Genomic DNA, 20,557 nt, shown 5'->3' with positions numbered 1-20,557 from the left:
TCAAGGCCAGCTCGTCGCAGTCGTTCCCGCCGCCGCTGGCCCTTTGGCCAAAGCGGCGGTTTGGTTGAGGAACGCCTTCGTAAAGTAATACCTGATTCGCGGCGACTCGCTCCAGCGTCAACCGCCGTGGTGCACAGCCTTCGCGCGGCGTTTACGTAAAAGCTTCTTTGCCTTCTGCTTAAGCGAGCGCGGCGCCACCAATCCGCCGATAGGTGAGGCGCTTGCCGTCGATGCCCTTCAAGGCATTGTCGCGGCGCATGACGTCGTTGACGCCAAGCTTGGTGCGGTTGTTGTAGCGGAAGTCGAACTCGGCAAGGTAGCGATGAAGGTGCTTCTCAGCGCAGTGCTGATAGATGCCCTTCATGCCGCGCTTGAAGATAGAGAACATGCCCTCGACCGTGTTGGTATTCACGTCGCCGCGCGCATATTCCTTGGCTGAATGGCGCACCGTCTCATGGCGGGCGAACTCTTCGCGGGTCTTTGTGTAGAGGCGGCTTTCGTCGGTGTGTAGGCGGCTCTCGCGGCGGATGTTGGTGACGACGATCTCGCGGACGTTCTCGGCGTTGGCCTTATCGACATGGAAGGAACGGACACGACCGCCGCGCTCAACCAGCGCGACGACCGCGCGCTTACCAGACGGGCCGCCCTTGCCCTTTTTAATGAAGGGCTGGCCTCGGGTGTTCCCGCCGGCCGGGAGGGCGGTCCAATGACCGTCGCTGTCAACCCCGTTGGCATGACGCAACGTAGCATTCCGCATTCGTTCGGATTAGCCTTTGTTCGGCGAAATTGAGCTCCGGGAAAACCGAACCATGGTGAAGCTCGACGGCATCGCGACCTTCGTCGCCATCGCGGAAGCCGGTTCGCTGAGCGAGGCCGCACGCCGACTACGCCTGTCGAAATCCGTGGTCAGCGATCGCTTGGCCGAACTGGAACGCAGCCTCGGTGCGACACTGCTGCACCGCAGCGCGCGCCGGCTGACATTGACCGAGGACGGCACGGCGTTTCTCGAGCGCGCCACACGCATCACCCGCGAGATCGAAGAGGCTGCGGCCGACATGGCCGAACGGCGCGGCACGCTGGCCGGGCCGCTCCAGATCTCGGCGCCCGTCACCTTCGGCCGCATGCATCTCGGCCCCGCCATCTATCCGTTTCTTGCCCGGCATCCCGAGATCGCGCTGACGCTCGACCTCGATGACCGTCGGGTCGAGGCCGGCGCCGACAGCTATGACGCAGTACTGCGTCATGGGCCGATCGCGGATTCCCGCCTCGTTGCCTGGACTCTGGCCCCGAGCCGGAGGGTGCTCGTCGCATCGCCAGATTATCTGGAGCGGCACGGTAGCCCGGATTCGATGAGCGCGCTCAATGGACATGCCGGAATCTTCTACACCAATCGGGGCAGCGGTGACTGGTCGTTCCATGGACCGGAAGGGATGGTCAGCGTGCGTGGGCGTCCCAGCCTGCGGGTCAACAACGGCGACATGATGCGGGATGCGGCTCTGGCCGGCCTCGGCATCGCGCTGCTGCCTTTGTTCATCGCCGGCGCCGAGATCCGCAGCGGCCGGCTCTGCATTGTCGACATCGGTGTGCAGCCGGGGCCGGAGCTCATCTATCTCGCCCATCCCGAAGGCCGCCGGCCGTCAGCCAAGCTGCGCGCCTTCGCCGATTGCCTTCGTCAAGCTTTTGGCCAACCACCATATTGGGAGCGTTTCGAACCCGATGAACGCGCTCGAATGGGCTGATATCCCCGTGCCCAATGCGCCAACAGCTGACATTGCCCCACTGCCAGAAAGCTGACGCTCGTGGGCAAGCGGACGGGGGTGGTCCCTGGCCCCGAGATGCCTCCAGCAGCCTTCCCTGGAGACATCTCAAGCCGAGCAGAGGATTCCGAACGTGTGACGCCTCCCTGCAGATTGAGATCAGACGGCGCCTCGGGCCTTGCTGACCCATCCGTCAAACGCAGCTTTGTTCTGGGCGATCCATTCGTCGGCCATGCGGTTGATGTTGGCGCTGCTGGCCCCGTTCTTGTTGATGCTGAACTCCCAGGCCGACCAGCTGGCGAGCGGGAACTTGATCTGCTCGATCAGCGTCTTGATCGCCGGGTTGGCCGCGACGAACTGCTTGTTCGCGACAGAGGCCCAGTTCCAGGACGACATCGCCATGCGGCAGGGGTCGGCGCCGCCGGCGCAGCCCTTGACGCCGGGCACCAGCGCCGAGCCGCGGTTCGGCACGTTCGGCGGCAGCGCATCCTCCGGTGTCGGCAACCAGACGACCTCCTCGCCGGGGATCAGCGCATTGTTCACCCAGGACGGGCTCCAGGCATAGAAAAAGGCGGGCTCTCCGCGCTTCACGCGCGCCACCGCCTCGACCATCAGCGTCTCGTATTTGCCGCGCAGGGAGCGGACGGTGTCCTTGAGGCCGAACTTGTCGAGCTGGAAATCGACGACGTCGCCGCAGCTCCAGCCCGGATCGCAGTTGATCAGGTCGGCGCGCCCGTCCTTGCCGAACAGGGCGGCGAGCTTGGGATCCTTTATCTGCGCGAGGCTGGTGATGTTGTGGGCGGTCGCGGTCTTCTTGTCGATGAGGTAGCCGTTGATGCCGCCTCCGACGATCATGCCGGTGCCGATCAACTCGGCCTGCTTCTCGACCGCCCGGAAGGCGGGCTCGCGCTGGGGCATGTTGACGTCGGTGGCGAGGTCGAGATCGCCCTGCCCGGCAGCCTGGAAGAACAATGTCGTGTTGAGGGTCGAGAGTTTCACCTCGTAGCCCAGTTCCTTCATCGCCCGGCTGATGATCTGGGCGGTGACGTAGTTGGCGCCGAGGCTGTCGCTCTGGGCGTAGCGCACGGTCTTGCCCTTGCCCGGCATGGCCTGGGCGAAGGCCGCTCCCTGCAAGGTGACGGCGGCGAGCGCCGCGGCGGCAACGGTCCTGACGAATAGTCCGGCTGAAAGGCTGAGCATTGCGTTCTCCTCTTCGGTTGTGACTGGTCTGGTCCCCGGCCCGCCCTTGGCGGGCGGGTTCTTCTTTCAAAACTGATCGTTTCAGGCCGCTTGGCGACTGGTCTCCGGCGGCGACGGCGCGACGATCTCCTCGCGGCGCTCGCCCCGCGGGAAGCGCGTCAGCACCTGCAGCAGCGAGGTGCGCTGGCCACGCTTCGGCTCGGCGAGCTTCTGGGTGATGCGGTCGAGCATCATCGCCAGCAGGACGATGGCGATGCCGCCGACGGCGGCGCGGCCGACATCGAGCCGCCCGAGTCCCTGCAGGACGACCAGCCCAAGGCCCTCGGCGCCGATCATCGCGACGACGACCGACATCACCATTGCGGTCAGGACCGTCTGGTTGAGCCCGCCGAGGATGGTCGGAATCGCGAGCGGAAGCTGAATCTCCCAGAGGAGTTGGCGGCTGTCGGCGCCGAAGGCCAGGCCCGCCTCGACGATCTCGTGCTCGACCATACGGATGCCGAGATTGGTGAAGCGGATCAGCGGCGGCGCGGCGGCGGTGACGACAGCGACCTCGCCCGGCACCGTGCCGACGCCGAACAGCATCACCACCGGCACCAGGTAAACGAAGGTCGGCGTGGTCTGCATGATGTCGAGGATCGGGCGGACCACGTTCCAGACCCGGTCGCTGCGGGCGCAGAGAATGCCGATCGGAATGCCGATCACCGCGCAGAACACGATCGCGGTGGCGATCAGCGACAGCGTCGTCATCGCCTCGGCCCAGACGCCGAGCATGGCGATCACGATCAGCGAGACGACGCTGAAGGCCGCGACGCCACGGCCGGCGCTGCGCCAGGCTATCAGGCCGATCAGGACGAGCATGGCCGGAAAGGGAATCGCGTGCAGCACCCAGTCGTTGAAGCCGAGCAGGCTTTCGACCGGCCATTTGATCGCCTGGAACAGCGGCCGCAGGTTCAGCGCCAGCCAGCGCACCCCGTCCTGAATCCACTGGTCGATCGGGAAGATCGCGAGATCGTTAGCCTTGATCATGGGGCTTCTCCCGGGCTCGGCAGATTGGCGATGCGGGCGAGGATCTGCTCGGCGCCGAGCAGCCCGACCAGCCTGCCGCTATCGTCGACGACGCCCATGGCGCGCCCTTCGCGATAGCTGCGCGCGACATCGACGAGCTTGGCGTCTTCGGGAACGCAAAGATGCGGGCCGCGCCCGGCCGGCAGTTCGCCGGTCAGTCGCAGTGTGGCGATCTCTGCCTCGTTCAAGCCGGCGACGATCTGCTCCTGCCGGTCGAGCAGGAACCCGCCCTCTGCGCCGCCGACGACGATGCCGTCCGGGCCCCGCCAGAGCTCGGCCGGCGGCTTCATCACAGAGCGCGCGTCGAACAATCGCGCCCGATCGACCTCGCGGGTGAAGGCGGCGACATAATCGCTGCCCGGTTCGAGTACGATCGATTGGGGGGTGCCTTCGCGCACGAGGCGGCCTTCCGACATGATCGCGATGCGGGTGCCGAGTTTCAGCGCCTCCTGGAAATCATGGGTGATGAACAGGACGGTCTTGTTGAACGTGCGCTGCAGGCGCAACAGCTCGTCCTGCATCTCCGTTCGGATCAGCGGGTCGAGCGCGCTGAAGGCCTCGTCCATGATCAGGATGTCGGCGTCGGTCGCGAGCGCCCGGGCAAGCCCGACGCGCTGGCGCATGCCGCCCGACAGTTCATGCGGAAGGTGATAGCCCCAACGCGCAAGCCCAACGACCGAAAGCACCTCCTCGGCGCGTTTGCGGCGCTGGGCCGGCGCGACGCCGCGCAGCTTCAGCCCGAACTCGACATTCTCGATGACGCGCTTGTTGGGCAGCAGCGCGAAATGCTGGAACACCATCGACATGCGCGTGCGCCTGACCTCGCGCAGGGCCTTCTCGGAAAGCGGCACGATATCCTGCCCATCGAGCAGGATGCGTCCGGCGCTGGGCTCGTTCAGCCGGTTGACGCAGCGCGCGAGCGTCGACTTGCCGGAGCCGGACAGGCCCATGATCATGTACATCGAGCCGGACGGGACGCTGAGCGAGACGTCGTCCAGCCCGACCACCTGGCCGAGCGTCTCGGAGACGCCGTCCTTCGTTGCGCCCTCGCGCAGCATCCGCAAGGCTTCCGCCGGGTCCTTGGCGAAGACCTTGTAGAGGTTCTCGATCCGCAGCCTCTCGCTCACCGCTAATCCCCTTCCGGTCATGTTGCTCGGCAGGTCTCCGACCTGCCTCCAAGGGTGTCGCGCCGTCAGCGCAGCGGCGAAAAATCGGTCGGCAGCAGGATCTTGTTCTCGGCCTGCTCGATGTTCTCCGAGAGCTTGGGCAGGAAGGCTTGCCAGCGCGGATCGTCGGCAAGCTGCTGGCGGCGCTGGCGGCGATCTTCCAGATCGGCATAGGCCCAGAGATGTGTGACCTGGCTCAACGCCCCGATCTCGGTCGTGAAGTAGCCGACGAGATGGCCGAGAATGGGCTGCTGGATCGCTAGCCCCTCCTCGCGGACAAGCTTGAGATAGGTCCCCATCCTGCCCGTGCGGATGCGATAGATGCGTTCCTCGACGATCACTTGCGGTTCTCCGCGCCCGATTCCATTAGAAAGTCCCGCATCAGGGCCGCGACCTGGTCGGGCGCCTCGTTGAGCAGGGAATGGCGCAGCCCCGGCAGGATGTGCAGATGCGAGCCGGCGATGCGCTCGTGCATGTAGTGCGACATGCGCGGGTTCGAGCCCTGGTCGTGCTCGCCGGTGGCGATCAGCGTCGGCAGGCGGATCTGGTCGATCAGCCCGCCGAAATCGGTCTCGGCCAGCACGCGGTAGGCCGAGGCGTAGCAATCCGGATCGTTTTCCGCATTGCGGCGGCGCAGCTCCGCGATCAGCTCGGGATTGCGCGCCTGGAAATCCTCGGTCAGCCAGCGCGACAGCGAGGCGTTGTAATGCGAGCCGCGATCGCCGGCCTTGAGCGCCGCGAGGCGCGCCAGCACGCGCTCCCGCTCCTCGTCGGTCCTCCCTGAGACCGTCGACAGCAGCACGAGCCGTCGCAACCGCTCGGGGTGGGTCAGCGCGAGACGCTGCGCGATCAGGCCGCCGAGCGAGAAACCTGCGAGATCGAAGCGGCCAAAGCCGGTATGATCGGCTAGCGCCAGCACGTCCCCGGTGAAATCGTCGATCTCGTAGCGGCCCTTGACCCGGGCCGAGCGACCATGGCCGCGCAGATCGAAGCTCAGGATGCGGAAGCCGTCGGACAGGCGCGCGATAACGCCGTCCCAGGCTACGCAGTACGAACCGACGCCGTGCACCAGCACGAGCGGCAGATCGCCCGAGCCGCTCAGCCGGTAGTTCAGCTCGACGCCGTCGCGAACGAGCGTGCCGTTCACGTCAGGCGTCCGCATCAAGGCATCAGCTTCGGCCATCCGCTCAGGCTCCGACCGCTGCGAGACGGGGCCGGGCGGCTTCGCGCTCTCGATTGGCGAAATGCGGCATCACCTCGTTGATGAAGAGCCTGAGCGTCCTGACCTGCAGTTCGAAGGGCAGATTGTAGGAGAGGCCGAGGCAGAACTGGTCGACCCCGGCGGCCTCATAGACCTCGAGCTTGGGAATGACCTCTTCGGGCGTGCCGAAGACAAGGTTGTCGCGGATCGCCTTCGGATCGTAATTGCCGCGATTGGCGACGGTTTCGAACGGCACGGCCTCGGGGAAGCCGTCCTTCACCGTGCCGATGTTCTGCATCAGATTTTCGAAATAGCGCCCATAATCGACGCTGTAGCGAACGATCTCCTGCCAATCCTGCCGGCTGTCGTAGACGCAGCTTCGGCGCTGCATCATGAATTTCGGGCGCGGGCGCTCGGGGTGATCGGCGCAGGCCTTGCGGAACTTCTCGGCGAGCACGCCGATCTCCGCGACCGGCGCCGAGAGCGGCGTCGACAGGATGCTGGCGCCGACGCCGACCGCCCAGTCGAAGGTGCCGGGATCGCGCGCCGCGACCCAGATACGCGGATGCGGCTTCTGCAATGGCTTCGGCACCGAGGTCGCGAGCGGGAATTGCCAATACTGCCCCTCATGGGCGTAGTCGCCGGCCCACAGCTTCTGAACCGCCGGGACGAGCTCCTTCATATAGGCGACGCCCTCCTGCTGGGGCATGCCGCCGGCCATGCGGTCGAACTCATATTGGTAGGCGCCGCGCGCGATGCCGAATTCGAGCCGTCCGCCGGTCAGGTGGTCGCAGAGCGCAGCCTCCCCGGCGAGCCGGATCGGCGACCAGTAGGGCGCGACCAGCGTCGCGGTGCCGAGCCTGATGCGGCTGGTGTGCTGCGCCAGCCAGCCCAGCGTCTGGAACGGGTTCGGCGAGATCGTGCATTCGATGGTGTGGTGCTCGGCGGTCCACAGCGTCTCGAAGCCGCCCTCATCGGCCATGCGGGCGAGCGCCAGCATGTTGGACATGGCGTCCTGCATCGATTCGTCGGGCGAAAAGCGCTCCATATTGATCGAGAGAGCGAATTTCATGGCTAGCCTCCGTACAAACGGGCGGGACAGCGCATCAGCGCAGGCGGATGACGAACGGGTCCTGCATGGCGCCCGAATAGTCGATGACGACGTTCTTCAGGCGCGAGAACTCGCGCATGACCTCGAAGCCGCCGCGGCGGCCGTAGCCGCTCTTCTTCGTGCCGCCATTGGCGGACATGAAGGCGGCGGAGCGATAGGTGTTGATCCAGACCGTGCCAGCCTCGACGTTGCGGGCGAAGCGCATCGCGCGGTCGATGTCGCGGGTCCAGATGCCGGAAGCGAGCCCGTATTCGCTGTCATTGGCGAGCGAGATCATCTCCTCCTCGCTCGAAAAGGGTACGACACCGACGACCGGACCGAAGATCTCGTTGCGCATGAAGCTCATGTCGTTGCGCGCTTCGGTCAGCACCGTCGGCTCGTAATACCAGCCGCGCGCCAGCGCCTCGTCCTGGGGCCTGCGACCGCCGACGGCGACTTTCGCGCCCTCGCGCACGCCGGAGCCGACGAAATGCTCGACCTTGTCGAGCTGCGCCGCCAGCGCGAGCGGCCCGATATCGGTGTCCTCGGCCATCGGGTGGCCGACCCTGACGCGCCTGGTGCGTTCGACCAGCGCCTCGACGAAGCGCTCATAGACCGGCGCCTCGACGAAGCAGCGCGAGCCGGCGACGCAGGTCTGCCCCGCCGCGGCGAAAATGCCGGAGACGACGCCGTTGACCGCGCGCTCGATGTCGACATCCGAGAACACGACATGGGGTGACTTGCCGCCGAGCTCCATCTGGCAGGGCACGAGATTGCCCGCCGCGTTTCCGGCGATCTTGCGGCCGGTATCGGTCGAGCCGGTGAAAACGTACTTCGCGATGCCGGGATGGCGGGTCAGTGCATCGCCCGTCGTCATGCCGTCGCCGGTCACGACATTGACGACGCCCGGCGGGATGCCGGCCTCGATCACCAGCTCCGCCAGCGCCAGCGCCGAGGCGGTGGCGTGTTCCGAGGGCTTGACCACGATGGTGTTGCCGATGGCGAGGCACGGCGCCAGCGTGCCGGTCAGCATCATCAGCGGCGAGTTCCACGGAATGATCATCCCGACCACGCCGATCGGCTCGAGCAGGTTGAAGTTCAGCGTGTCGAGTTTGTTGACCGGGATCGTGTCGCCCTGCAGCTTGTCGGCCATGCCGGCGAAATAGCCGTAGGAGTCGGGAAGCGCCCGCATCTGGGCGCGCATCTCCTTGAGCAGCTTGCCGTTGTCGCGGCATTCGAGCTGGGCGAGTTCCTCGGCATTGGCGAGCACGAGTTCGCCGAGACGGCGCACCAGCTTGCCGCGATCGGTCTGCGTCATCCGCCGCCAAGCCGGATTGATCAGCGCCGCGCGGGCGGATCGGACGGCGGCATCGACGTCGCGCGCGTCGCCCTGGGCGAACTCATACCAGGGCTCGGCGGTGGTCGGATCGAAGCTGGGCGCATATACGCCGCTCTGCGGCGCCACGAAGGCCCCGTCGATGAAATGCCCGATGCGCGAGCCCCGGAGGGTTTCGACCGTCGTCTTCATGATGCGCCGCCGCGCTGCCAGGGTTGCGGAATGCCAGCCCAGGGCTTGGTGTCCTCGACCATCGCGAAGCGCCCGCCATCATGGGAATCGATGTAGATGCCGAAGCGGCGCCCGTTGCTCTCGCTGACATAGCGGCGAAGCACGCTGCGGGTTTCGCGCGTCAGGATCTCCTCGTAGGGCAATTCGTCGAAGCCGAAGAAGCGCACGCCTTCCGGCAGGGTGATGCCGCCGGCATCGCCAGCGAGCCGGGCCCGGTAGACCAGATGGCCCGGATCGCCATCGGCGACGTCGAATATCGAATAGAGGAAGGTGTCTTCCGGCAGCAGCGGCAGGCTCTCGCCATTGGCGAGAGGCAGCCTTCCGTCGAGAATGCGACGCGTCGCCTGCGGCAGGGCCCAGCCACCACCACCCTCGCGGCAGAGCAGCAGCTTGCCGTCCGACTCGACAAGGTAGTTCACGACCATGCTGCTGGAAGCGAGCCAACCCGGCGGCAACGGGTCCTTCACCGCCGCGTAGCGACCACGGCAGAAGGCCAGCGGCGCAGAAGGGCTGGTGCCGAAAGCCTGCACCTGGCCGATCAGCACGATATGGTCGCCGGCATCGACGCGCTGATGCAGGCTGCAGTCGAACCAGGTCAGGCAATCGCCGAGGACAGGCGCGCCGGTATGGACGCTGTCATAGGAGACATCGGCGAATTTGTCGGGCGATTTGGAGGCGAAGAGATTGGAGAGGTCCTTCTGGTCCTCCTGCAGCAGGTTGACCGCGAAGCAGTCAGCCGCGTCGAAGGCCGGAAAGCTCGATGCCCCCTTGCCGACGCAGACCAGCAGCAGAGGCGGGTCCAGCGAGACCGAGGTGAAGGAATTCGCGGTCATGCCACGCGGGCGGCCCTCCGCGTCGTGCGTGGTGATGATCGTCACGCCGGTCAGGAAGGTGCCGAAAGCCCGCCGCAGCGCGACGGGATCGATCATGGCAGAGTGTTGGGGCGCCGTCGCCAGCATGGCGATCCTCTTCGGTGCTTGTCACCAATGAGGGTGAGGCTAGGCAGGCGCCTGCCAGCTTTCTTCCTCCGAAACGGAGGACAGACGCGCAAAAGGATTCGCCGCTTCAGGGGTGGGCGACGGTTCGGCTCTCGATGACGTCGTGCATCTTGAGCGCCAGTTCCAAGGCAAAGCGCCGTTCCGGCGTATCCGCATCGATCTGGAACAACTCCTCGATCCGCGCGAGCCGGTAGCGCAGCGTCGTGACATGCAGCCCCATCGCGTCCGCGCAGGGCTGGCTGCGGCAGCCGGCGCGCAGATAGGCGGCGAGCGTTTCGAGATAGGGCGTGCCGTGCTCGCGATCATGGGCCGCGACCCTGCCGATGCTGCCCTCGACGAAGCTGCGGACCTCGGCGGAGTCGGCGGCGCCGATCAGCATCGGCAAGGGCCCGAAGTCGAGCGCCGAGAGCACGCCGCTGCGCCGGAAGCTGCGCGCGATCCGCAGCATGCGCCAGGCGCGATCCCATTCGCCGGAATAGTCGTTCAGCCCATGACAAACCCCGCCGATAACGGCGATCGGCTCACTCGGCAGGGCATGGCGCAGCATTTCGACCAGGCGTTGCGCAAAACGGTCGATTCGTTCGCGGTCCTCGGCCGACTGTGCGGGCAGAAGGCAGACCAGGCCCGTGCCGATCGCGATGACGTGGCAGGTCAGCCCCTGCTGCCGGGCGAGCCGCTGCACGCTTTGATGGGCGTTCAGCGATCCGTCACGCTCCCCACCGGCCGTTCCGGGAAAATCGACGACGAGCATGCGCAGCGGGCGCGACAGCGGCAGGCCGAGATGGCGCGCACGGCGCGCAATATCGTCCGGGTCGCGCCAGCGCCGCTCGATGATCTCGAAAAACAATTCGGTCAGCGTGCGCGTCTCGAAGCGGAACTGGATCACGCTGCGCATCATCTGGACGCTAAGGGCGAATTTCGCACTGTCCAGCATGAGCCGTCGCAGATCGTCGCCCGGCTCGGCATCGAACAGGACGAGCGCGCCGACGACCTCCGCATCGACACTCAAGGGCTCTATCAAGGCCGGTAGCGCCAGTGTTCCGCCGCCGGCCTCGACGGAGATTGCGGTCTCCTTCGCCTCGCCGCGGCCGACCGCAGCCTTGACCGTGGCGACGATTGCATCGGCCTGTCCCGAAGCCAGCACGGCCCGCCATGCAGCATCGTCATATGAGGCGGCGACGGGCGATCCCGCAGCGACGAGGCCGTTCTCGGCGAAATCGACGACCAGAACGGCACAGCGGAGGAGTTCGTTCAGCCGCGCCGCCAGCGAGTCCGCCGATCCGCCCGAGAGGACCTCCTGCAAGAGGGCGCCCTGCGCATGCAGCGCACGGCGCTGCTCCTCGCCCGCACGCCGCTCGGCCCGCAAGCGATGCTCGCGCTCGACCGCGATGGCGCCGAGATGGGCGATCATCCCCATATAGGCGAGGTCGTCGGACGGCAGCGGCTTGCTCTCCCGCGAGATCAGGCTCAGCACCATGGGGCGCCCATCGGCATCGACGCTGGTCAGGGGCATCACCAGCACCGAGCGATAATCGCGCTCGAAGGCCTCGCGCCGATAGCCCGGAAACTGCTCCGACGCTCGCGCATCGGGGATATAGACCGGCTCGCCGGTTCGCAGCGCGACGAGCGCGGGGCTCGTCGCCAGTTCCCAGCGATCCTCGAGCGGGCGGCGCAGCAGCGTCGGATCGTGGCGGACGGAGACATGCGTGAAGCCGTGCGCCACGTCGACGGACATGATCGAACCCATGCTCCAGCCGCCATGCTCGCAGGCGGCCTTGACCAGATCGAACAGAATGCCGGGCAGGTCGACGCCCGAGTTGATCCGGCTGGCCACCTCCCTGAGTGAATGCATTTGCGAAACAGGCGTGAGCATGCACCTCGTCCAATTTGCCTCTGCGCAGCCTCGCAGCATTCCAGAGCCCGGACTTCCTCACAACCGTAGGAAGACATCTGGCTTTCGGAGACTAACCTTCGCCATCATCGCCGCTGAACTGCCGGGAGAAGGCCATGGATATCGGGGTGCGCAAGATCGCGACCTTCGTCGAGGAGACGATCATCGAGGGCGGCAGGACGGCGCCTCGACCGATCACCATGACCGTCGTCGCCGCGGTGGTGAAGAACCCCTGGGCCGGCCAGGGCTTCGTCGAGAACCTGCGCCCGGAGATCCTGCGCATCGCGCGCCCACTAGGACTGGAGATGACCCGCCGGCTGATCGCCGTGCTGCCGGATGAGCGCGTCGAAGCCTATGGCAAGGCTGCCATCGTCGGCGTCAACGGCGAGATCGAGCACGCCTCGGCGCTGATCCATACCCTGCGCTTCGGCAACACTTTTCGCGAGGCAGTCTCGGGAACCGCCTTTCTGAGCTTCACAAACACCCGCACCGCGCCGGGCGCGCTGATCTCGCTGCCGATGATCCACAAGAGCGAGACCGGCAAACGCTCGCATTTCATCACCGCGACCTTCCAGATCGCGGATGCTCCCGGCCCCGACGAGATCGTGGTCGCGATCGGCGCGTCCGATGGCGGCCGCGCCCATCCGCGCATCGCCGACCGCTTCGAGGATATGAAGGAGATGGAGGCGGAGCTAACCGCGCGTGAGGTCGTCAGCGTCTAACCGACACCGACGTTGATGACGCCAGTCCGCCTCATGCGTGGGAAGTTCGGTATGCCTTCGGCGCCGATGCCCAGCGCGGCCACGCCATAGAGATATTCCTGGCACACCTGGCTCTCAGCAGATTGCCCTGAAGCCGACGTCCCAGACGTCAGCTAGGGGCCACGGCCAGTCCAGCAGGCTCTCTATGTGGCGGTTCATCCCATCTACTGCGAGGGCTCGCTGTCAGCGCGCGCGGGACTTTGGATCCGAGGCGTCGCGTAGCGCGTCGCCGAGTAGGTTCAGCGCTAGCACGGTCGCCAGGATTGCAAGGCTGGGAAACACAGCGAGCCACCAAGCGTCGAGAATGTTCTCGAAACCCTCTCGGATCATGCCACCCCAGGTCGCAGTCGGCGGCGGCACGCCGAGGCCGATAAAGCTTAGCGATGCTTCTGTGCGGATGGCCGAAGCCAGCCAGAGCGAACTCATCACGACAACGTCAGAGATCATGTTGGGCAGGATATGCCGCGTCATGATCCTGACTGGCCCGCAGCCATAAGAGCGGCTGGCCTCGACGAAATCGCGCTGGCGCAGTGAGATGGTCGGCGCGCGAGCGACGCGGGCGAAGGGCGCGACCTCGGTCACCGCGATCGCGATGATCAGGTTCTCGAGGCTGGCGCCGAGCATGGCCGCAATCATCAGACCGAGCAGCAGGGTCGGAAACGCCAGCAGCACGTCGAGTACGCCCATCACGATTTGGTCGAACAGCCCGCCGATATAGCCGGCAAGAACGCCGATGGTGGTGCCGACGAGCATCGCGATCAGGATGGCCACGAAGCCGACGATAAGCGAGATGCGCGCGCCGTAGATCAGGCGTGAGAGGACGTCGCGACCATAAGAATCAGTACCGAGCCAGAACTCGGCCGAGGGTGGCTCGAGCCGGGCAACGATATTCTGCTCAAGCGGATCATAAGGTGCCAACCAAGGTGCGAGGATCGCGACCAGCACGATCAGCGCGAGCAGAACCAGACCGATCCAGGCCAACCGGTTCTGTGAGAATGCGAGCCAGAGCCCGCCTGGCCGTTGTGCGACGGCCGTGGTGCCGACATCGCTCATGTGAACTTCACCCTTGGATCGACGAGGCCGTAAGCGAGGTCCGTCAACGTGTTCACGACGATCACGCAGATCGCGAAGATGATCATCAGCCCCTGAAGCAGCGTGTAGTCGCGGGCGTTGAGGGCGCCGATGATCAGCTTGCCCAGACCGGGCCGGTTAAAGATGATCTCGGTCAGCACAGAATTGCCGATCAGCGTGCCAAAATAGAGCCCCACCACCGTGATGATCGGGATCAGGCTGTTGCGCAGTGCATGCGTCGCGACGAGTTGGCCGGGACCGACGCCCTTGGCGCGGGCGGTGCGGATATAGTCCTCGGTCAGCACGCCCAGCATCGCCGCGCGCGTCACCCGCATCACATAGGCCGTCATGATGATGCCGAGGTTCAGCGCGGGCAGCGCAAGCGCATGCAGCCGCGCCGCGGGGCTGGCGGAGCCGCTGGTGTTGCCGAGAACCGGGAACCAGCCGAGCTGTATCGAGAATACGATCAGCATCAGGATGCCCGAAACGAAGGCCGGGAACGACAGCCCGACCAACGAGACGACGCGAGAAACGTAGTCGACCCAGCCGTTGCGGCTGAGCGCGGCGGCGACGCCCAGTGGCAAGCCGAAGACCAAGCCGATGGCGACGGCCGCTATGGTCAGTTCGATCGTCGAGGGCAGGACGAGCAGCACCTCCTGGATGACGCTGCGACCGCTGCTCAGCGACTGGCCGAGATCACCCGTCAAAACCTTGCCGAGGAAGGTGAGATATTGCACGTGCACCGGCTCATCGAGCCCGAGCTTGCTGCGCAGAGCGGCAAGCGACACCGCGCTGGCCTGATCGCCCAGGATCACGGATGCCGCATCGCCCGGAACGAGGCGCACCAGAACGAAGATCGCGGTCAGCATCACCAGCAGCGTTGGAATGGCGAGCAGGACGCGCCTGACGACATAGCCCATCATGCTGCGGCCCTTTCCTGCATCAGGCGCTGCGGCGCGAAGGCCGCGATGTCGCGTCGGGTTGCGCCCTGGGTGACGAGATCGGCCAGGATGGCGCCGACGACCGGCACGAGCTGAAAGCCGTGGCCGGAGAAGCCGAAGGCGTGGAACAGTCCGGGAGCCTGCGGCGAAGCGCCAATCACCGGGAGATGGTCGCGCGTCTGTGCTTCGATGCCCGTCCAGCAGCGCGCGATGCGCACGCCCTTGACCGCCGGGAACAGATCACTTGCGGCGCGCGCACCCTTGGCGAGTTCGACGAAATTGACCGTGCTTCCCTCATGCTCGATATCGGCCGAGCCCTGCAGGCCGCCGCCGATCACTAGCGTACCCTGGTCCGACTGCTTGAAGGACAGTGCGCGGCCAACCACGCTGACCACCGGGGCAAGCAGCGGCGCAAGCCGTTCCGTCACCATCATCATCGAGGCGCGCACGCCAAGCGCGATCTCGTCGCCGAACAACGCAGCGAGCTGCGCGCCCCAGGCGCCCGCGGCATTGACGACCACAGGCGAGCGCAGTCGAAGCCCGCCGCAGACCACGAGCCAGTCGGCCCCTTGCCTGTTGATCGCCTCGACGCCGCAATCCTCCTTGATGACGACGCCATCCGCCTCGCAGGCGCGGCGGAAGGCGAGGACGGTGCGGTGCGGATCGGCGGCACCGTCGTGACGGGCGATGAGCGCACCGACGCAGTGCGGGCTCAGGGCCGGCACGAGCCGGCGCAGTTCATTGGCGCCGATGATCTCCTCGTGACCATATCCGAGCGCCCGAATCTGGGCTTCGCGCTGCCTCAGCGCCGGCATGTGCTCCTCTCGCTCGGCGATGCGCATCTGGCCATGGGCGTGGAAGCCGCAATCATCGCCGACGATCGCCTCGATCCGGTGCCACATCTCCATGGCTTCGAGCGAAATCGGGATCTCGGCGATGTCGCGACCCAGTGTTCGCACGCCGGCCGCCGTCGCGCCCGAGGCGTGCCTGCCGGTCCAGCGCCGCTCGACGACAGCGACGCTCCGGCCGACGCGCGCGAGATGCAGCGCCGCCGACAGGCCATGCAGCCCGCCGCCGACCACGACTGCGTCGAAACGATCGGCGGTCACGCCGCCGGCTCCTGCATGTCGAGGCTGGCGAGTTCTCCCAGCGTGACGGGCTTGAGCGGCGGGCGGACGCGATAGCCTTCGACCTCCTCGATCGGCCTCTTTTGCGTGGCTGCGATGATCTGCATCAGCGTCGCCGCGCATTGCCGGCCTTGGCAGGGTCCCATTCCGGCGCGGGTGAAGGCCTTGAGCTGGTTCGCCCCCGGCCGTCCCTGCTGGGCGCGGGCGCGCAGTTCGCCGGCCGTGACCTCTTCGCAGCGGCAGACCAGCGTCTCGTCGGCCGGAGCGAAGACCTGTGCACGCGGCGCGTAGAGCGCGTCGAGGAATGGCCGCAGCGCCAGCGCCCGGGCCAGCAGACCACGCTCGGCCCCGGCGGATGTCTCTGCGGCGTGGTCGTCGAGCTTCCCGAGCTTAACTGCAACCCGCAATGCCGCCAGCCGCCCGCGCGGCTCGGCGGCCTCCGCCCCGGCGATACCTGCGCTGTCCCCGGCGACGAAGACGCCGGCAAGCGTGGTCTCGCCCCAGCCATCGAGCACCGGCACCGGGCATTGCTGCGAGGCGTTCCACGTCACCGCGCAGCCCAGAGCAAGCGCAGGATGGATGTTCGGCACGATGCCTTCATGGACGAGGAGCAACTCGGCTGCGACCTCGCCTTCGCTTCCTGCGCTGGTGCGGTAGCGCAGGCGCTGGAGCTTGTCCTTGCCCTCGGCGCGCAGCTCCGTCACATGGCGGATAATCGGAAATCCGGCCCTTCTCAGCGCCCATGACCAGGACAGGCCCTTGGCGAGATCGCCCAACCGCGCGACGGCCTGCGGCAGATGGCGCAGCGCGCTGCCTAGGCGCCCGGGCGGGGTCGTGTCCAGGAAGCCGGCGATCTTGCCGCCTGCTGCCAGCAATTGCGTCATGTAGAGCAGCGGCAGCGGTCCGCAGCCGGCGATCCAGGCCGGTTTTTCCGGGATCGAATCCGCCGTCTTGAGCAGGATCTGCGCTGCGCCGACCGTCAGCACGCCCGGCAGCGTCCAGCCGGGAAACGGCACAGGTCGCTCCTGCGCGCCTGTCGCCAGAATGACCTGCGACGCGGTGAAGCTGCGCGCGCGGCCGTCGCGCGTGACAAAGGCCCTGAAGCCGGGCTCGATCTGCCAGAGCTGGCTCTGCGCTTCATAGATCCCTCCGCAGGCCCGGAATGCGGCGGTCCGGTCGAGGCCAGCACGGTACGCCTCGCCGAGGCGACCCAGTCGGGGCGTCGCCGCAACCGTCTCGATCGCGCGCCAGATCTGGCCGCCAGGCGCCGGCTGGTCGTCGACGACCCGCACCGTGAGACCATGGCGGCGGGCTGTCACCGCGGCGACCATTCCGGCAGGTCCCGCGCCGACGATCAGCAGATCGGTGTGCGTATCGCTCATGCTATGAGCCTCCTGCGGCCGTGCTGGCGGATGACCTGCATGCCGTCGCGCACCGGCGTCAGGCAGGCCTGCACGGAGCCCTGCCCGTCGATCTCGACCAGGCATTCGAAGCAGACGCCCATCATGCAGTATGGCGCGCGCGGGCTCTCGGAGACCGGCGTGGTCCGGTTCCAGAGTTCGGGTTGGCGCAGCAGCACGGCGGCGACGCTCTCGCCGGTCTCGGCGATGACGGGGCTGCCGTCGATATGGACCGTGACGGCGTCGCGCCCGGGATCATGCAGCTTGCGGAACATCAAAGCGCTTCTGGTGAAATGGCGAGAGGGAAGCCGGCAGGGAGCCGGCGGCGATTGCGTCGGCGAGGTTATCCGCATGGACCGCGGCCAACGTCACGCCGGAATGGCACAGCGCCACGAAAGCACCGGGATGGCTCGTCGACTGCGCATAGATCGGGTAGCCGTCCGGCGTCATGATGCGCAGCCCCGCCCATTGGCGCACCAGTCGGGCCTGCGCGAGTGCCGGCACGATGCCGACCGTCTTGCGGCTGAGTTGGGCGGCAGCCTCGGCGGTCGCCGAGACATCGAAGCCATTGTCGTCCTTCGTCGCGCCGATCATCACCGTGCCCTCGCTCGTCTGCCGCAGCCCGCTCGCCGGCAGCGGCAGAAACGGTGCGAGGCGCTCGGTCACCAGCACCTGGCCGCGCTCGGGGCGCAGCGGCACGTCGAGCCCGACCTGGCGAGCCAGCGCGGGCGAGCCAAGGCCGGCCGCGATGACGATGCGCGGCGCGACGACCGTGTCACCCTCGAGAACCATGGCGAAATCGGTGCCAGCGGTTTCGATCCGCTGGACGCGTGCCCGATGCCGGATCGTACCGCCGTGTCGGATCAGCGCCCCATGGAGCGCAGCCAGCAGCCGCAGTGGATTGGCGTGGCCGTCGCGCCGGCCGAAGCTCGCGCCGGTAGCCTGCTTGCCGAATGTGATTTTGGGCAGCAGGCGCTCCAGGGCCGGCCGGTCAAGCATCTCCCAGTCCGGCTCCCCCCCGCCGCGCTGATTGTGCAGGCGCAGCAGATCGACGCTGCGCTTCTCGAAATCCTTCTCCCCGAGACAGAAGGCGAGCCCACCATTCTGCTCATAGCTCAGGTTGGATTGCGTCTCGGATTCGAGTTCGTCTGAAAAGCCGCGCCATAAAGCGATGCTTTGCCTCGTCAGCGCCTGATAGCCCGGCATGCCGACGCCCTTGCCCTGCAGCCAGACCAGTCCGAAATTCGCCTGCGCAGCGCGAAAATCGCCGTCCTCGCCATCGAGCAGCAGCACGTGCTGGCGGCGCTTGGCGAGCCCGTAGGCGATCGCGGCGCCGACCGTTCCTCCCCCGATGACGACGATGTCAGGCCGCATGCGAAAACCCCTTGTCGATCGGGAGGCTAGCGGCCGATAGTGTATTTCGTCCAAGTCGTATTTTTCACGCTCCTATTCTCCAGGGTTATGACATGGTCCGCCGGCTGAATCTGCGTCAGATCGAAGCCTTCAAGGCCGTGATCGAATACGGAACGGTCAGCCGCGCTGCCGAAATGATCAACATTTCGCAGCCGGCCATGAGCAAGCTGATTGCTCATCTCGAGGACGATACGGGTTTGCGCCTCTTCGACCGCATCAAGGGCCGTCTCGTGGCGACGCGGCGCGGCATGCGGCTCTATGAGGAGATCGACCGGATTTTCGCCGGCGTCCGCCAGATCGAGAACGCCGTCGACGCGATCCGCCGCGACGAGCAGAGTCGGTTGCTGATCGGCGTCATGCCGGCGCTGTCGGGCTCGTTCATTCAGCAGGCGACCTCGCGTTTCCAGGCGAGCCAGCCGGGCGTTTTCTGCTCGGTGCAGTCGCGCAGCTCGCAATGGATCGCCGATGGCCTGGTCTCGCGGAAGCTCGATGTCGGCTTCACCGTCGCGCCGGTCGACAATCCATATGTCGTCTCCGAGCCGCTGATGGCCCATCCGCTCGTCTGCATCCTGCCGCTCGGTCACCCGCTGACGGGGAAGGGCGTCATCACGCCGCGCGATCTCGACGGCGTCGCCTTCGTCTCGTTCGATCCCGAGAGCTTCACCAGCCGGCGCATCGGCCATGTCTTCGCCGCCGAGGGCGTCGCGCCCGACATCGTCATGGTGGTGAGCATCTCGCCAACGCTGTGCGAGTTCGTCGCCGCCGGTGCGGGCGTCTCGCTGGTTCATCCCTCAGCCGTGGGCGGCCTGCGTGGCAGAGTGGCGATCCGCAGCTTCGAGCCTGCAGTGCAGCTCGACTATCAACTGTGCCGGATCCGCGACAGCCGCAATGCCCGCCTCGTCGATGCCTTTCTCGAGGGAGCTCGGCATGCGGCAGCCGAGGTCTCCCGGACGATCCTCATGCCTGATTGAGCCGCAGCGTGGCGAAGGCCTGCAGCAAGGGCACGTGCTCGCCTTCGCGCAGGCGGCGCAGCGCGGCCTCGATGCGATGCGGGTCAATGCGGTTGTCTGCGATGAGGCCGAGCAGCGCCTCGGCCGGTGCGTGGACATGCCGGCAGCAGGCGTGAAATTTCATGTAGTTGCGTGTGATGTAACGCTGCCGGCCGAGGCCGTCGACGAGGCCGTCCAGAACGAAATGCTCGTGGTTGTCCAGAAGTCCCAACGGCCCCGAATGCCCGGCTTCAGCCAGCCGCACCGACTGCGCCGCCGTCACGCTCGACCACGGGATGCCCTCCTTGACATCGCTGCCTTCCTGGGCGCGGAAGGCGGGACCGGCCCCTGCATGAAGCTGGTTCGGCGCGCTGATGCCGGCAATGGCGAAGGCTTGCGCCAGATGCTCGGCGGATGTGCGCCTCAGAAAACCGATCGCTGCGACGACCCCATAGCCCGACCACATCCCTGTATTGGCATAGAATCGCCGCGCAGCGCCGACAGCGACGCCGACCTCGTAGCCGATGACTATCGCCTGCAGAAGTTCCTCGGTGTTTGCGCCAGCCTCCTGCGCCGAAGCAAAGACAGCCGGGATGATCGCGGCGCCGGGATGGCCGCGCGCGATCCGGTGCCCGTCGTCGAGATCGAGCGCAGCCGCCGCCGTGGCATTGGCCCAGATCGCCCCAGTAAGACCCGACCTCTGTCCCGTGAACCAGATCGGCAAGGAGCCGGCAGCCATCGTGACGGGAACGGCCTGCCGGACCGCAATCGGCCCCGGTGCGTCGATGCCGCCTGCAGCGGCCGCGACGAGGTCGATCGTGGCGCGGCAGGCCGCCTCCCGCAGGTCGTCTGTCAACGGCTGGGGGGCGGCGACATAATGCGCCAGGTGACGCACGATCTCCATCGACGAGCCTCTC

At 66.6% G+C, this 20,557-nt stretch carries 19 protein-coding genes and 1 pseudogene; 3 read left to right on the top strand and 17 right to left on the bottom strand.

Annotated features, from left to right (window positions below):
- Positions 1-178: 178 nt before the first annotated feature.
- A pseudogene (locus tag AXW83_RS06320) lies at positions 179-676 on the bottom strand (IS1595 family transposase); the annotation flags it as partial.
- A 133-nt stretch (positions 677-809) separates the two neighbouring features.
- Between AXW83_RS06320 and AXW83_RS06315 the strand changes: the two are divergent.
- Positions 810-1,739, top strand: a complete 930-nt coding sequence (locus AXW83_RS06315) for a LysR family transcriptional regulator (protein WP_066611601.1) — start codon at positions 810-812, stop codon at positions 1,737-1,739.
- A gap of 177 nt (positions 1,740-1,916) precedes the next feature.
- On the opposite strand, the gene proX is transcribed toward AXW83_RS06315, so the two are convergent.
- The 9 genes from proX to AXW83_RS06270 all read right to left on the bottom strand — a co-directional run bounded on the left by proX (position 1,917) and on the right by AXW83_RS06270 (position 11,920).
- Positions 1,917-2,957 carry a glycine betaine/L-proline ABC transporter substrate-binding protein ProX gene (gene proX, locus AXW83_RS06310; protein ID WP_066611598.1) on the bottom strand — a complete coding sequence of 347 codons (1,041 nt, stop codon included), beginning with the start codon at positions 2,955-2,957 and terminating at the stop codon, positions 1,917-1,919.
- Positions 2,958-3,038: 81 nt separating this feature from the next.
- Complete coding sequence (locus tag AXW83_RS06305) at positions 3,039-3,986, bottom strand: ABC transporter permease (protein ID WP_066611596.1); 948 nt, start codon at positions 3,984-3,986, stop codon at positions 3,039-3,041.
- On the bottom strand, positions 3,983-5,152 hold the full coding sequence (locus AXW83_RS06300; protein ID WP_066611594.1) for a quaternary amine ABC transporter ATP-binding protein: 1,170 nt from the start codon (positions 5,150-5,152) through the stop codon (positions 3,983-3,985). Before AXW83_RS06300 ends, AXW83_RS06305 begins: the two co-directional genes overlap by 4 nt.
- 65 nt (positions 5,153-5,217) lie before the next feature.
- On the bottom strand, positions 5,218-5,490 hold the full coding sequence (locus tag AXW83_RS06295; RefSeq protein WP_442855243.1) for an NIPSNAP family protein: 273 nt from the start codon (positions 5,488-5,490) through the stop codon (positions 5,218-5,220).
- A 38-nt stretch (positions 5,491-5,528) separates the two neighbouring features.
- Complete coding sequence (locus AXW83_RS06290; protein ID WP_066619982.1) at positions 5,529-6,353, bottom strand: alpha/beta fold hydrolase; 825 nt, start codon at positions 6,351-6,353, stop codon at positions 5,529-5,531.
- Positions 6,354-6,378: 25 nt separating this feature from the next.
- Entirely contained in the window at positions 6,379-7,464 is a 1,086-nt protein-coding gene (locus tag AXW83_RS06285) for an LLM class flavin-dependent oxidoreductase (protein WP_066611590.1), read from the bottom strand.
- Positions 7,465-7,498: 34 nt separating this feature from the next.
- Positions 7,499-9,010: an aldehyde dehydrogenase gene (locus tag AXW83_RS06280; protein ID WP_066611588.1), complete on the bottom strand. Its 1,512-nt coding sequence runs from the start codon at positions 9,008-9,010 to the stop codon at positions 7,499-7,501.
- Positions 9,007-10,008 (bottom strand): flavin reductase, encoded by a 1,002-nt coding sequence (locus tag AXW83_RS06275; protein ID WP_066611585.1) that lies wholly within the window; start codon positions 10,006-10,008, stop codon positions 9,007-9,009. The genes AXW83_RS06280 and AXW83_RS06275 overlap by 4 nt, the downstream gene beginning before the upstream one ends.
- Before the next feature lie 106 nt (positions 10,009-10,114).
- Entirely contained in the window at positions 10,115-11,920 is a 1,806-nt protein-coding gene (locus AXW83_RS06270; protein ID WP_066611583.1) for a helix-turn-helix domain-containing protein, read from the bottom strand.
- A 134-nt stretch (positions 11,921-12,054) separates the two neighbouring features.
- Here AXW83_RS06270 and AXW83_RS06265 point away from each other — a divergent pair, with 134 nt between their 5' ends.
- The gene (locus AXW83_RS06265; RefSeq protein WP_066611581.1) at positions 12,055-12,660 is read left to right on the top strand and encodes an amino acid synthesis family protein; all 606 of its coding nucleotides are present in this window, start codon (positions 12,055-12,057) and stop codon (positions 12,658-12,660) included.
- Between the two features lie 222 nt (positions 12,661-12,882).
- On the opposite strand, the gene AXW83_RS06260 is transcribed toward AXW83_RS06265, so the two are convergent.
- The 6 genes from AXW83_RS06260 to AXW83_RS06235 are packed head-to-tail and all read right to left on the bottom strand — an operon-like array spanning position 12,883 to position 18,612.
- Positions 12,883-13,752, bottom strand: coding sequence for an ABC transporter permease (locus AXW83_RS06260; RefSeq protein ID WP_066611579.1), 870 nt, complete (start codon positions 13,750-13,752; stop codon positions 12,883-12,885).
- Positions 13,749-14,693 carry an ABC transporter permease gene (locus AXW83_RS06255; protein ID WP_066611577.1) on the bottom strand — a complete coding sequence of 315 codons (945 nt, stop codon included), beginning with the start codon at positions 14,691-14,693 and terminating at the stop codon, positions 13,749-13,751. The genes AXW83_RS06260 and AXW83_RS06255 overlap by 4 nt, the downstream gene beginning before the upstream one ends.
- On the bottom strand, positions 14,690-15,820 hold the full coding sequence (locus AXW83_RS06250) for an NAD(P)/FAD-dependent oxidoreductase (RefSeq protein ID WP_066611575.1): 1,131 nt from the start codon (positions 15,818-15,820) through the stop codon (positions 14,690-14,692). Before AXW83_RS06250 ends, AXW83_RS06255 begins: the two co-directional genes overlap by 4 nt.
- Positions 15,817-17,220 (bottom strand): NAD(P)/FAD-dependent oxidoreductase, encoded by a 1,404-nt coding sequence (locus tag AXW83_RS06245; protein ID WP_066611573.1) that lies wholly within the window; start codon positions 17,218-17,220, stop codon positions 15,817-15,819. Before AXW83_RS06245 ends, AXW83_RS06250 begins: the two co-directional genes overlap by 4 nt.
- The gene (locus AXW83_RS06240; protein WP_066611571.1) at positions 17,217-17,513 is read right to left on the bottom strand and encodes a (2Fe-2S)-binding protein; all 297 of its coding nucleotides are present in this window, start codon (positions 17,511-17,513) and stop codon (positions 17,217-17,219) included. Before AXW83_RS06240 ends, AXW83_RS06245 begins: the two co-directional genes overlap by 4 nt.
- Positions 17,494-18,612: an NAD(P)/FAD-dependent oxidoreductase gene (locus AXW83_RS06235; RefSeq protein WP_066611569.1), complete on the bottom strand. Its 1,119-nt coding sequence runs from the start codon at positions 18,610-18,612 to the stop codon at positions 17,494-17,496. The genes AXW83_RS06240 and AXW83_RS06235 overlap by 20 nt, the downstream gene beginning before the upstream one ends.
- A gap of 92 nt (positions 18,613-18,704) precedes the next feature.
- On the opposite strand from AXW83_RS06235, the gene AXW83_RS06230 reads away from it, so the two are divergent.
- The gene (locus AXW83_RS06230; protein ID WP_066611567.1) at positions 18,705-19,622 is read left to right on the top strand and encodes a LysR substrate-binding domain-containing protein; all 918 of its coding nucleotides are present in this window, start codon (positions 18,705-18,707) and stop codon (positions 19,620-19,622) included.
- Here the strand turns inward: AXW83_RS06230 and AXW83_RS06225 are convergent.
- Positions 19,609-20,544, bottom strand: a complete 936-nt coding sequence (locus AXW83_RS06225) for an MmgE/PrpD family protein (protein WP_082766980.1) — start codon at positions 20,542-20,544, stop codon at positions 19,609-19,611. The genes AXW83_RS06230 and AXW83_RS06225 overlap by 14 nt on opposite strands.
- Between the last annotated feature and the right edge of the window lie 13 nt (positions 20,545-20,557).

This window comes from Bosea sp. PAMC 26642 (genome assembly GCF_001562255.1).
Taxonomy (GTDB): Bacteria; Pseudomonadota; Alphaproteobacteria; order Rhizobiales; family Beijerinckiaceae; genus Allobosea.
The sequence above is the reverse complement of the archived record's forward strand: the minus strand, read 5'-3'. Positions and strand labels throughout refer to the sequence as shown.